The organism is uncultured Roseivirga sp. (assembly GCF_963973945.1).
In the GTDB taxonomy this organism is placed as follows: Bacteria; Bacteroidota; Bacteroidia; order Cytophagales; family Cyclobacteriaceae; genus Roseivirga.
Genome location: NZ_CAXBBV010000017.1, coordinates 1 through 12133 on the forward strand (window position 1 = coordinate 1; position 12133 = coordinate 12133).

At 38.6% G+C, this 12133-nt stretch carries 13 protein-coding genes; 8 read left to right on the forward strand and 5 right to left on the reverse strand.

Features of this window, described 5'->3' with window-relative positions; all coding sequences use genetic code 11:
- Window positions 1-225 precede the first annotated feature (225 nt).
- On the forward strand, window positions 226-624 hold the full coding sequence (locus tag AAC026_RS18400; protein WP_339608674.1) for a TonB-dependent receptor plug domain-containing protein: 399 nt from the start codon (window positions 226-228) through the stop codon (window positions 622-624).
- Window positions 625-745: 121 nt separating this feature from the next.
- On the opposite strand, the gene AAC026_RS18405 is transcribed toward AAC026_RS18400, so the two are convergent.
- Entirely contained in the window at window positions 746-1462 is a 717-nt protein-coding gene (locus AAC026_RS18405; protein ID WP_339701200.1) for a DsbA family protein, read from the reverse strand.
- A gap of 173 nt (window positions 1463-1635) precedes the next feature.
- Between AAC026_RS18405 and AAC026_RS18410 the strand changes: the two genes are divergently transcribed.
- Window positions 1636-3153 carry a beta-1,3-glucanase family protein gene (locus AAC026_RS18410; protein ID WP_339701203.1) on the forward strand — a complete coding sequence of 506 codons (1518 nt, stop codon included), beginning with the start codon at window positions 1636-1638 and terminating at the stop codon, window positions 3151-3153.
- A gap of 67 nt (window positions 3154-3220) precedes the next feature.
- Here the strand turns inward: AAC026_RS18410 and AAC026_RS18415 are convergent, their stop codons facing one another.
- Window positions 3221-3904 carry a hypothetical protein gene (locus tag AAC026_RS18415; RefSeq protein ID WP_339701206.1) on the reverse strand — a complete coding sequence of 228 codons (684 nt, stop codon included), beginning with the start codon at window positions 3902-3904 and terminating at the stop codon, window positions 3221-3223.
- A 204-nt stretch (window positions 3905-4108) separates the two neighbouring features.
- Between AAC026_RS18415 and AAC026_RS18420 the strand changes: the two genes are divergently transcribed.
- Window positions 4109-6451: a transglycosylase domain-containing protein gene (locus tag AAC026_RS18420; RefSeq protein ID WP_339701209.1), complete on the forward strand. Its 2343-nt coding sequence runs from the start codon at window positions 4109-4111 to the stop codon at window positions 6449-6451.
- Between the two features lie 61 nt (window positions 6452-6512).
- On the opposite strand, the gene AAC026_RS18425 is transcribed toward AAC026_RS18420, so the two are convergent.
- Window positions 6513-7853: a saccharopine dehydrogenase C-terminal domain-containing protein gene (locus AAC026_RS18425; RefSeq protein ID WP_339609914.1), complete on the reverse strand. Its 1341-nt coding sequence runs from the start codon at window positions 7851-7853 to the stop codon at window positions 6513-6515.
- Window positions 7854-7996: 143 nt separating this feature from the next.
- Here AAC026_RS18425 and cdd point away from each other — a divergent pair, with 143 nt between their 5' ends.
- The 5 genes from cdd to rplI all read left to right on the forward strand — a co-directional run bounded on the left by cdd (window position 7997) and on the right by rplI (window position 10368).
- Window positions 7997-8485 carry a cytidine deaminase gene (cdd, locus tag AAC026_RS18430; protein ID WP_339701212.1) on the forward strand — a complete coding sequence of 163 codons (489 nt, stop codon included), beginning with the start codon at window positions 7997-7999 and terminating at the stop codon, window positions 8483-8485.
- Complete coding sequence (locus tag AAC026_RS18435) at window positions 8486-9127, forward strand: alpha/beta hydrolase (RefSeq protein WP_339701215.1); 642 nt, start codon at window positions 8486-8488, stop codon at window positions 9125-9127.
- Window positions 9128-9282: 155 nt separating this feature from the next.
- Window positions 9283-9648: a 30S ribosomal protein S6 gene (rpsF, locus tag AAC026_RS18440; RefSeq protein ID WP_339609409.1), complete on the forward strand. Its 366-nt coding sequence runs from the start codon at window positions 9283-9285 to the stop codon at window positions 9646-9648.
- Complete coding sequence (gene rpsR, locus AAC026_RS18445) at window positions 9645-9896, forward strand: 30S ribosomal protein S18 (RefSeq protein ID WP_053224657.1); 252 nt, start codon at window positions 9645-9647, stop codon at window positions 9894-9896. Before rpsF ends, rpsR begins: the two co-directional genes overlap by 4 nt.
- Before the next feature lie 25 nt (window positions 9897-9921).
- Window positions 9922-10368 (forward strand): 50S ribosomal protein L9, encoded by a 447-nt coding sequence (gene rplI / locus AAC026_RS18450; protein ID WP_339609393.1) that lies wholly within the window; start codon window positions 9922-9924, stop codon window positions 10366-10368.
- Between the two features lie 178 nt (window positions 10369-10546).
- On the opposite strand, the gene AAC026_RS18455 is transcribed toward rplI, so the two are convergent.
- Together AAC026_RS18455 and AAC026_RS18460 are read right to left on the reverse strand one after the other, a co-directional pair.
- Complete coding sequence (locus AAC026_RS18455) at window positions 10547-11290, reverse strand: ROK family protein (RefSeq protein WP_339701218.1); 744 nt, start codon at window positions 11288-11290, stop codon at window positions 10547-10549.
- 81 nt (window positions 11291-11371) lie between these two features.
- The gene (locus tag AAC026_RS18460) at window positions 11372-12091 is read right to left on the reverse strand and encodes a methyltransferase (protein ID WP_339701221.1); all 720 of its coding nucleotides are present in this window, start codon (window positions 12089-12091) and stop codon (window positions 11372-11374) included.
- Window positions 12092-12133: the final 42 nt, after the last annotated feature.

The window sequence follows — 12133 nt, forward strand, 5'->3', positions numbered from 1 at the left end:
TACCTATTATTCATTCTTACACTTATTTGTGTAAACCTATTTCAGGACAAGACAGGGCTCTATTTTCTGAAGGGGGGGAGGGCACCAAAAAGTAACTGGAGAGATATTTGCTGATTTACATAATTACGAAAATTTATAACTATCTTTAATACAGTCGTTTACGGTAGGCTAGAGAGCCTTAATATATTTAGGATTCATGCTTTTCTATTTAAAATAAACAGAACTATGAAAACAGCTGCTATAATTTCATTCTTTATCTTATGTGCTTTTCTTTTTACTCAATGTGCTTCTCAATCATCGATAGCGCAAGATCGGGCAAAACCAACACAGGAATACGAGCAATACACTTCTTTATACCAAGCACTGAAGTCCGTTCCTGGGGTGTCGGTAACTGGAAGTGAGGCCAACGCAAATATTGCCCTCCGCGGTGGAGCATATGGTTATAGCAATCCTTTATTTGTTATTGACAATGTAATTGTGGGTAATTATTCTCGGGCTAATGCAATGGTTCTCCCGTCTAACATCAAATCAATTAAGGTTTTAAATGGACTTTCTGCAACTAATATATACGGATTGGAAGCGAGTAGTGGAGTGATTTTGATCAGGACTAAAGCTTCAGAATAGCTTATTCAAAAGTGTATTAATAATCAATACTTTACTTTATGGAGGGCATAATATTGTGAATTAGCATTGCTGCCTGTGAGTAAGCTTTTTCATGCTTTAATAGGGATGTTCTAGCCATCTGCTATTTAACTTCCTCGCTTAGTATTTTCTCAATAACAAACTTCATTTGCTCAAACTCTGTATAACCGTGATTGATTTGGAAGAGTTGATTTTTGCTTTTGAAAAGTACTGTAGGGTAGCCTTTTACACCCCACTGACGATTAAGTTGAAACTCCTGATGGGTATTGTATTTTGCTTCATCACTTTCAAAGGCCAGTTTGAACTGCTCGAAAGGGATGTCAAATTCCGCACAAATTGATCGATAAAATTCGGTTTCAGAAGGGTCTTCATTATTTACATAGAATTTTCTTGAAACGGACTCAAAAAACTCAAGCTCATTTTCTTTCACCCACTGGCGAGCGGTAACTACTGCTCTACAAGGAGGCTCAGTGTCATAGTTAAAGGACTCTTTTTCAAATAGGGAATAACCAAATGGTTGTCCGCTTCTTTTGGTCACTTCTTCCCAGTGATGCCTCAAGAAAGACTTCATTTCATCATCCCATGCTTCACCACCTCCTGGGCGCAAACCGCCCACTACAATAGTAAATTTGAATTGCGTATAGTGAGACTTTAATTCCTTCAGGTGATTTGAAATTCCCCAACACCAAGAGCACATTGGGTCTCCTACATAAATGATTTCTTTATCTCCACTTCGTTCAGTTTGAGGGTTAAACTCTCCTAGCTCAGCAGGTGAGCACTCTCCAGTTTCAGGATCACAATGTTGGTTTTCTTCTTTCATATTGCCGAAACCAACAGTAGAGTGATAATTTGAGTTCAATGAAAGTTGCCTATTAAGAGTTGAAGTGAGTTTTAAGTATAAAATAGTAGTGCATTAGTAATACTTTGTAGGTATTGAAATGGTGGTAATACATACTAGGTTAGCGTATTGTTTTATTATAAACCCAACCAAAAATGAGTACTACAATTAAAATTGCAAACCTAAGAGGAGCGTCCTCGTTATTGGCAAACCAATCTACACCAGATCCAAGTAAAGTTTTACATGTATTACTAACAGCCGATGATTCATCTGGTGTGTCGGGAATTACAGTAGGTACAGTTACACCATTGACAGATGATATGGCAATCACATTTGATACCATCAAGAGTGGTCGATTATATGTAGGTTATGGTCAATATCCGAATCCACCTTTACCTCAGGGTCCTGAATATTATGGATGGATTGAGTTTTCACGCACAAGTACAGATACCGCAATATGGATTAACCTCTCTAATGTTGATATTCTTGGTTTACCTCTAACGCTAGAAGGAACAGATTCAACGGGAGCTGCTTTTTCTTTGGGCTACAAAACGCCAATGGTAGCAACAAAAGCTTCTGATTCGATCATAGGTCAAGTAAAAGCCGTACTTACAGATAGCAATGCGCCAGGTGGTTCAGCGGCTGTAGTTACTACTACAACAGGACAGGATAAAATTCTTGCGCCAAATCATGTGCCTGCTAGTTATAGGTCTTATGATGATTACTTAAACAGTTTAACTGATAAAACAGCCACAAACTATCCAGCTTCGCTAAGTATTTTGTCAGATACGCCAGAGAACGGAGTTCCTGTACAAATGGCAGGTACGTTTAAAAATGCTGCATCAGGCTCAGATAATATTATTGAACTTACGAGCACTGATGGTACTCAAGTTTGCCACATCACTAAGGCTAATTTGACTTCTCAAATCATCTATGAGTGTGATGGTGGCTATATGAACTGGTCAACCGATAGTGGGAAAACTTTTAAAGCAATTCATCAAAACAGAACTTCCGTCAATGACCCATCAAGCACTGTGGCTGAAAGAACAATTACCAATTCGGTATTTAGAGAAATTATGATTGGTATGAATGAAGGCTATTTTTCAATGGAAAGCCCTTCAAATAATAACAACTCAATGTTTCCTGGCTTAGTGCCTTTTGCTACTGGTGATGGCAACCAATATGCTCAAGTGATTCATGAGAACTCAAACTCATACGGATTTCCATATGCCGATTCAAACCTAAAAGTTTTGGTAACCTCTCAGCTTGGTGCCGAGCTTACCTTAAATGTAATTGCTGATGATGCTACTAAGGATTACACTTCACCATCAGATGATAGCAGCAATCAACCGCAATCTGGTAAATATCAATTTGGTATTGGAACAGGGAGTCAAGCCTTGGGAGTAATCAAAATTGGTAACTGGCGATATTTACCTAATTCTACGGGTGCCTATGGTGGATTTCTGCCTGATTTACCAAACTGGACAAAAATGGAGTTTAGTGGGCTTGGTAACAATAAATACATTTGGATCAAGAATAATCAGGTAGAAGAAGGTACAGGTGCAAATCAATGTTTAACCCAAGCCTGTGTCATAAACAATAAAGTTCTTGTTTGGGGGGCTGGTTTAGCATGGAATGGTACTGTACCTGCCCCAACGAAACCAACTTCCTAAAGATAAAAGTCATTTGCCAGTTGTGGGACTGACCAATGGCTCATTTTTTAAACTTCACATAGGCACTTCATATTGAAGTGCCTATGTTTTTTAAATCTTCAAACTGGTCAAAAAGTGTTTCGTCATACACTAACTCAGCCTTATTCAAGTATTTCTGCATACCGAGCATAACTTCGAAATTAGGTTGATGTAGGTGTTTTGGAATTTTATAAAGTCGATTGTCTTTTTTATCGAAGGGGATATTTTCTTTGGAACCGAATAAATACGGGACAAGAATTTTAGAACAACTCATTGCAATTCTATCAAATTCATATTCTTGAAAATGGTTTTGAAGCCTGAGGTTAATGTTTTCAAAAAACTCCAGAGTACTGGCCAAACGCACACGAGAACCTGCTCTAGATTTTCCTTTGGTTTTTAGATGTTTAATCTGGCTTTTTCCTTGCTTCTTCCGAACCATGTACGCCCCAAAAACTTTATGTGCTAAACATTCTTCCCCTTTAAAAACACCAACTGAAGCACTACCAGACTGCACCAAAAGCATAACGTAGGTTACTTCCTTTTCGAAATTTAAAAGGAGAGTTTGATTGCAGGTTAGTGTTAACGGTAGGCGAAGAAAAGCTTCACGGTCTTGTTGTTCCAGCCTCAGCTCAACTCTGTGTTTATCGAAATCATAATGAGTTTGAAAGCCCAAGCTTCTTACCTTTTTCAGTATTTCAGGTGCCTCGGAGCGATCAAAGAAAAGACTTTTCATTCCGAATACTAAAAAAAGGAAATGCCATCATCAAAACTTTCTTTCAATTCGAGAAATCTTTTTTCAAAATGATAAATGATGAAGAAGGAAAATTTCAAAATAGAAACAATAATGTAGTCTTAAAATAAGTTGGATGGCATATTGAAACTTATGATGTTTTCGGCACGGCAAGTGCATATTTTTGCTGAACCACAATAAACACAAATGACTAAATCACGTAAGCCAAAACGCAAACTTCTAAAATGGGGTTTGAGGATTCTAATTTTTGGTATTTCTGCAATTCTACTTTTTTACTTCAGTGTTTACCTTCAGGTTTGGGGCCCTCTTCCAAATCAAAATCAACTTACAGAAATTAGGCAAAGCAAAGCCTCTGAAGTCTATGCTTCAAATGGAAAACTCATAGGCAAGTTCTATATTTTCGATAGGCAACCGATTAATTATGATGAAATCCCCCAACACTTAATTGAGGCCTTAATTGCAACGGAGGATGCTAGATTTTACGATCATAAAGGAATTGATAATCGAAGTTTGTTAAGGGTTATTTTTAAGAGTCTGTTGTTGCAAGACGAATCGTCTGGTGGAGGAAGCACCATTTCTCAGCAATTGGCAAAAAACCTCTTCCCAAGAAAGAATCACGGCATATTTAGTATGCCTGTGAATAAGACTCGTGAGGCAATAATTGCAACACGTTTAGAAAAGGCTTATACCAAAGAAGAAATCATTACGCTCTATTTAAATACAGTTCCGTTTGGTGATAACACCTTTGGAATAGAGAGTGCTGCTGGAAAATTCTATAGTAAAAAAGCACGCGAATTAACACTTGCTGAATCTGCCGTTTTAATTGGTATGCTTAAGGCTTCACACCTTTACAACCCAAGGGTTTTTCCAGAAAGAAGCAAGACTAGAAGGGATGTAGTACTTAATCAAATGTCGCGTTACGGTTATTTAACGGCCGAAGAAGTTTCAATAGCAAAAAGTCAAAAACTGCAACTTTCCTATAGAGGATTTAGCCATGAAGATGGCCTTGCACCTTATTTTAGAGAGCAAGTGAGAAAGACTTTAGAGAGTTGGACTGCCAATAATAAAAATGAGCAGGGCGATGCATATAATCTATACACAAGTGGGTTAAAAATTTATACCACTTTGGATTACGACATGCAAAGAATGGCAGAAGAGGCCATGACTGAGCACATGAGCAAACTTCAGACGGACTTTGAAGAGAGTTATGGAAAGAATGCGCCTTGGCTAAAAAATGCAGCTTTGATTGAAAGCACAATAGAGAAACTGCCTAAATATAAAGCTTTGAAAGCATCTGGCAGAACTAAGAAGCAGATTATGGATTCATTAGCCGTGAAGTATGAAATGGAGCTTTTTGATTGGTCTGGCAAGAAGGTGGTAAAAGCCAGCCCGATTGATAGTGCTATACATTATTTAAAGTTTTTAAATACAGGAATGCTGTCGATAGACCCAAGGTCTGGAGCCGTTAAAAGTTGGATCGGAGGGATTGACTTTGAGCATTTTCAGTATGACCACGTAAACCAAGCTAAAAGACAGGTGGGCTCTACGTTTAAGCCTATTGTTTATACAGCAGCACTAGAGGCCGGAGTTGACCCTTGCAAACATTACTCTGCGCAGCAAGTAACTTATACGAACTACGACAATTGGACACCTACGAACTCTGGTGACGAGGGAAACTACGACCTTAATTACTCTATGAAAGGAGCTTTAAGTAATTCTGTAAATACCGTGGCGGTGAAAGTGCTTGAAGATGCGGGGTTGGAAAATGTAATAGGGCAAGCCCAAAGAATGGGAATTACCTCTAACATGCCCCAAGTGCCTTCTATAGCACTTGGTACAGCTGAAATTAGTTTAATTGAAATGATAGAAGCCTATTCAAGCTATGTCAATTCATCCAGAACAGTGAAACCTTATTTTATTACGAGTATTGAAGACAGCAGGGGCGAGTTGATTGCCGAGTTTAAACCAGAAGTCAACGAAGATCAAGCCTTTTCAGAGGCTACCCGTCAGTCTATTATTGAAATGCTAAAAGCTACGGTAGATGAAGGTACGGCTTCTCGCCTGCGTTGGAAATATGGTTTGAGTAATGATATTGCTGGAAAAACGGGCACTACCCAGTCGAATAAAGATGGTTGGTTTGTGGGAATCACTCCAAAATTATTAACCATTACTTGGGTGGGCGTTGATGATCATAGAATTGGTTTTAGAACCACAAATATGGGGCAGGGAGCAAATTCGGCATTGCCAATTTATGGTTTAATGATGCAGAAAATGAACGCAGATAAAAACTTCAATTCCATTACAAGAGCAAAGTTTCCTCCTCCGTCAATTGAGGTGCTCAATCAATTGGGGTGCCAACCAATTCAGGAAGACGGATTTCTTAAAAGGCTTTTTACTAATGACGAAAAGCCAAAACCAATGAAATTTGACAACAAAGCAGCAGAAGAAAAAGAAGGCATCTTTTCAAAAATAGGAAACCTATTTAAGCGAAAGGATAAGAAAGAAAAGAAGAAAAATGGAGGTGGTTAAACAATAAAAAATGCCAATTGAACTAATCAATTGGCATTTTTTATTGGATCAAAGTATATACTTAATCTAGCTCAATTTCTTCCTCAATAAAGTGGAAACCAAGCTCATCAAGTTCATTTAAAATAGGTTCGTAGAATTCTGGAGTAATAGGAATAACCACACCACGAGCTTCAATTTTACCTTGTAAAAGCAACTTGGTAGCTACCCCCAGTGGAAAGCCTACGGTTTTTGCCATAGCGGTTTCATTGGCGTTTTCGCCATTGGCTACCATGGCCGAACGAATGCGTTTAGTCTTTCCATTTTCAATGTAATCGAACAAATGCCACATCACGATTTGGTCTTTTTCATCAGGTCCAATTGTCCATTTCTTTTTAAGAATATGCTCTAAAATTTGGGCGGGAGTTCCTTTCTGAAGCCCCACTGGAGTTTCTTCAAAAAGATTGAGCCATCTTAGTTTATGCATTTCTGGGCCATCTAGCTCTAAACCTAAATAGTGTGCTAGCTTTAATTCAACAGAATCATTAGGGTTATAAGAAAGGAAGGAATTGAGGAATTGGCGATGTGTCATTTTGTTTACCCCATCCATTTGATAGGTGTCGTCTGTGGCTCCCAACTGTACAAAAACATCCCAACCTTTACAGTATCCCGGTCTTCTTAGTGTTCCTCTAAACAGCGTTTGAATATTGTGGAGGTTGTAAACGTCCATATACATCAATGAATCACGGTTGGCGTAACCTTCAAAGTAGCCATGCCCAGGGATGTGGATCATCTCATTCCTTCTGAAAAGCTTGTGGTACGGAATGAATTTGAACTTTCCTTCCTGAATAAACTTCACTGTACCTTGGCCTGCCAGCACTACATTTCGAGGGTTCCAAGTAAAGCCATACTCCCAAGGGTTGTCGTCATTTGGGTTTGGCATTAAAAGCCCACCAGTAAACGACTCGAAGGCGCGAAGCTCTAAACCTTTATCTCGCACTTTGTCTATTACTTTCATTGCCGACATGTGGTCTATACCAGGGTCTAGTCCACACTCATTCAAAAAGAGTAACCCCTTTGCTTTCGCTTGCTCGCTTAAAGCGCGCATATCGTCAGAAACATAAGAGGCAGTAAGTAAATGCTTGCCTAACTCTAAACAGGCTTCAGCTACAATGGGATGGAAAGAAGCTGGCAACATAGAAATGACTACATCCGCTTCGGATATCACTTTAATTCTTTCTTGCTCTTCCCTTACATTAAAAGCAATTGCACTGCCTCTTTTGCTATCTTTCACTTTCTCTTCTGCCAACTGAAGGGCATAATCACCAACAGTTACATGCCAATCGTTTTCTTCGGCAGCAGATAATAAGTAATTGATTAATGAAGTAGCAGAGCGTCCAGCCCCAAGAATTAATATGCGATTCATAGGTTCATTAGGTTTGGCCGCCAAGCTGTCAAATTTTTCTGTGTCGCCCAAACATATTCACACAAATCCTGAATCATACTGCTGAATCAAAACATCGGACTAAAAGATTCGTATCTTCCAAACTCTAAACAAGGCTTAATTCAATGGCTAAAAAAATAGTAAAACAAGTTTCACTTACCCAGTATATGGCTAATGAGCTAGATCAGGAAACAACGAATTTGATTGAAGAGGCAAAGAAATCAGCACTTAATGCTTATTCTCCATACTCTAACTTTCAGGTTGGAGCTGCCCTTCTTTTAAGTAATGGGAAAACTATTTTGGGAAATAATCAAGAAAACGCCTGTTACCCTGCAGGGCTTTGTGCCGAACGGGTTGCTTTCTTTTCAGCGAAATCTCAATACCCAGATTGCCAAATTATTAAGGTGGCCATTGTTGCCAAGCCAGCCAATCAGCAACAATTCAAAATGGCTACACCTTGCGGAAGCTGTCGTCAAGTAATGAGTGAATACGAGAATAATCAGGAGCAAAGTATCAAGGTTTATTTACCAGACACTGATGGCAGTGTTTACGAATCCGATTCTATTGATAACTTTCTTCCTTTTAAGTTTTCGAATAAAGACCTCAATTCATAAATGGAGCACAAGATAAATTTTGAATATAGTGCGCGGTATTACACGCTTGGTGAGATTTCAGAAAACGTAGAACAGCTTTGGTTTGTCTGCCATGGTCATGGGCAGCTAGCCCAGTATTTTATTAGAAAGTTCGAGGTTTTAAATGATGGTAAGGTTTTAATAGTAGCTCCCGAAGGGCTTTCTCGCTACTATCTCGAAGGTTTTAGGGGAAGGGTAGGCGCTACTTGGATGACCAAAGAAGACCGCCTTTCGGACATAGAGAATTATTTAACCTATTTAAGTGAGGTATTTAATTTTATCAAAAGTCAACTGAAATCTAATGTACAGGTTAATTTTTTGGGCTTTTCGCAAGGAGCAGCTACCATTTCGCGCTTTGCTACGCAAACGGATGCTCATTTTGATAAACTCATTCTTTGGGCAGGTATTTTTCCTCCAGATTTACCGCCATTAGAAAGCATAGAGCGCTTAAAAGGAAAAAAGGTGTATTGGGTGTATGGAACCGAAGATCAATACCTTTCTGCTGGTGTAATGGAAGAGCAAGAGACTATCGCTAAACATTTAGACATAAAACCAATAGTAAAAACCTTTAAAGGTTTGCACGAACTCTCAAGTGAGGTACTGCTTGAAATTGCAGAGGAATAGCCTTGATTCAGTGGTTCTTGCGGTGGATTAAGTATTTGGTATTGAATGAGATGAGCCATTTATTTAGGCGGATGGCTTTCATTAAATACAATCTTTTAGTTTAGTGTGGTTTTTTATTGGAATTGCCTATCTTTGCAGCCCGAAATAATTAAATCATTAACATGAACAATTACGAAACAGTATTCATTTTAAATCCCGTTTTGTCTGATGATCAGATGAAGGATGCTGTCGGAAGTTTTGAAACTTTGCTTAAAAACAATGGAGCAGAGATACTAAACGTAGAAAAGTGGGGCTTGAAGAAATTGGCTTATCCAATTCAGCACAAGTCTACTGGCTTCTACAATTTGATTGAATTCAAAGCCGACCCAAGCCTAATCAAAACTTTAGAAGTAGAGTTTAAAAGAGACGAAAAGGTAATGAGATTCTTGACCACTGCTTTAAACAAGCACGCGATAGAGTACAACGAAAAAAGAAGAAAAGGCGCATTCAACAAATCTAAAAAAGAGGAGGCAGCAGCATGACACTCGTAAACGAACCAGTAAACAGAGATCAACAGAAGAAAAAATATTGCCGATTCAAGAAGAGCGGTATTAAGTACGTTGATTACAAAAACCCTGATTTCCTTTTAAAGTTTGTAAACGAACAAGGTAAACTTCTTCCAAGAAGATTGACTGGAACAAGCTTAAAGTATCAGAAGAAAGTAGCTCAGGCAGTTAAAAGAGCAAGACACATTGCGCTTTTACCTTACGTAACTGATTCTTTGAAATAATTTGAACCCTTAAAAGTAGAGCAGAATGGAAGTAATATTAAAGACTGATATCAAGGGCTTAGGTTATAAAAATGATATTGTTGCTGTAAAGCCAGGATACGGAAGAAACTACCTTATTCCACAAGGATTTGCTGTTATCGCTAGTGTATCTAACAAGAAGCACACTGAAGAAACAGTAAAGCAAATGTCGCACAAAGCAGAAAAAATCATGGCAGACGCTCAAGCAATTGCTGATGCAATTGGAGATACTGTTCTTGAAATTAAAGCAAAAGCTGGTGATAGCGGAAAGATTTTTGGAGCGGTTACTACCCTACAAATTTCTGATGCTTTGAAAGCTGCTAAAGGTGTAGATGTTGACAGAAAGAAAATTTCTTTCAAAGGTGAAGTTAAAAATATTGGTGAGTACGAAGCAGAAATCGATTTGCATAAGTCGGTGAAGAAAGACGTTAAATTCAACGTTGTAGCTGAGTAATTCCAAAGGATATAGAATTAAAAAGCGGCTGAATCATTGATTCAGCCGCTTTTTTTGTGCTTTGTATATTAGCTGGATCCTTCAGAGCTTAGGACAGCTATAGAATTAGGGGGCCAATTAACTCATGTAAAATGGAATAGTAACTTTTGGAGGTGTTTTAACTATCACTGAGTAATGGTTAAGCTTTTTCAGCCGCATACATGGCTGCACCAACAATGCCTGAATTGTTCAGCTTAGCCGATACAGAGTAGGGAGTATTGATTTTAATATGCTTTTCGAACTTATGGATTTTCTTACTCAAGCCGCCTCCAATAATAATGTGATCTGGTGAGCAGATTCTTTGAATATGTTTCAGAAAAAAATTAAAGCGTTTTCCGTATTCTTTAAAGCTTAATTCCTCTCTGGTTTTGGCCGACCCTGCGGCATAATGTTCAATCACATTCCCATCACGGCCGTAGATTCGTCCTAACTCAAAATTAGGAATGAGCTGTCCATTGTAGAAAACACCACTACCTAGGCCTGTTCCAATGGTAACGACAATAACTAAACCCGAAAGTCCTTTTCCTGCACCAAATCGCATTTCCGCTATTGCTGCTGCATCCGCATCATTAATTACGGTGAATTTTAGTCCATCGCAATGTTTGCTTAAGGTTTCGTCTATTTGCGTTCCCACCCAAGAATCGTCTAGGTTGCTACTGTATATGGCTTTTCCATTAATCACTACTGTTGGAAAAGCACAGCCAACTTTCCCTTTCCATTCAAAATGGTCTTTTAGCTTTTTGACCGTTTTGGCCAAGGCTTCAGGAGTAGAAGGTTGTGGCGTGTCTAGCCTGTACCTTTCAGAAACCATTTCTCCAGTTAGTGTATCTACAATAGCACCTTTAACTCCAGTGCCGCCAATGTCAATTCCTAAAACTTGCATATTCTTTAATGGGTAATAGGGGTGAAGATATTTAGATAAATCAGGCTCTGCAACAATTAATAGCTTCTACTCAAAATCAGATCAAAGGTGGAGGTAGTAGTCCTTGAGTAAGTTGATAAATTGATCGGTGTATCCGCCACTCTCTTCTTTGATAATGAAGATTTCAGCAATTTCTAACTCAGGTTTTATTTGCGAAAATGATTTCACCCTTCTAAAAATAGGCTTACCTCTTTGATTATGAATTTTAATATCGGCCACTACATAAAAACCCCTCTCTTGCATTTTTTGGCTGAATAAACCCATTTCATACTCAGGATAAATAACTGAAGCGATACCTTTTTCAGGATGAATAAGTCTGGAAATACTGGTAGCCAAATCTTCGAATGATAGATTGGAATTATGGATGGCTTTGTTCTTTTGGCTATTACTACCTAACTGGTTGTCTTGAAAAAATGGAGGGTTGCAAATAATTTGATCGTAGAAGTCGTTTGGCTGGAATTCAAGAAGGTCAGTATGAATTACCGACAAACGATTGGGCCAAGAGGAGTTTTTGAAATTGGTTTTTGCTTGTTGAAAAGCAGTTTTGTCAATTTCGATGGCATCAATATAAGCTTCGGTTTGTTGGGCTTTCATTAGTGCCAAAAGTCCAGTGCCAGTTCCAATATCCAGAATTCGTGAGGGCTTGAATGAATCTGGAGTTAAGTTGAGAGCACCAAACAAACAGCCCTCAGTGGTTACTTTCATTCCGCAATTGCCTTGTTCAATTCTGAACTGCTTAAACTGAAAGAAGGAATTGGCCATTGTGAAGTTTAGATTTACGAGTTGGGAATTATCAATTCTTAA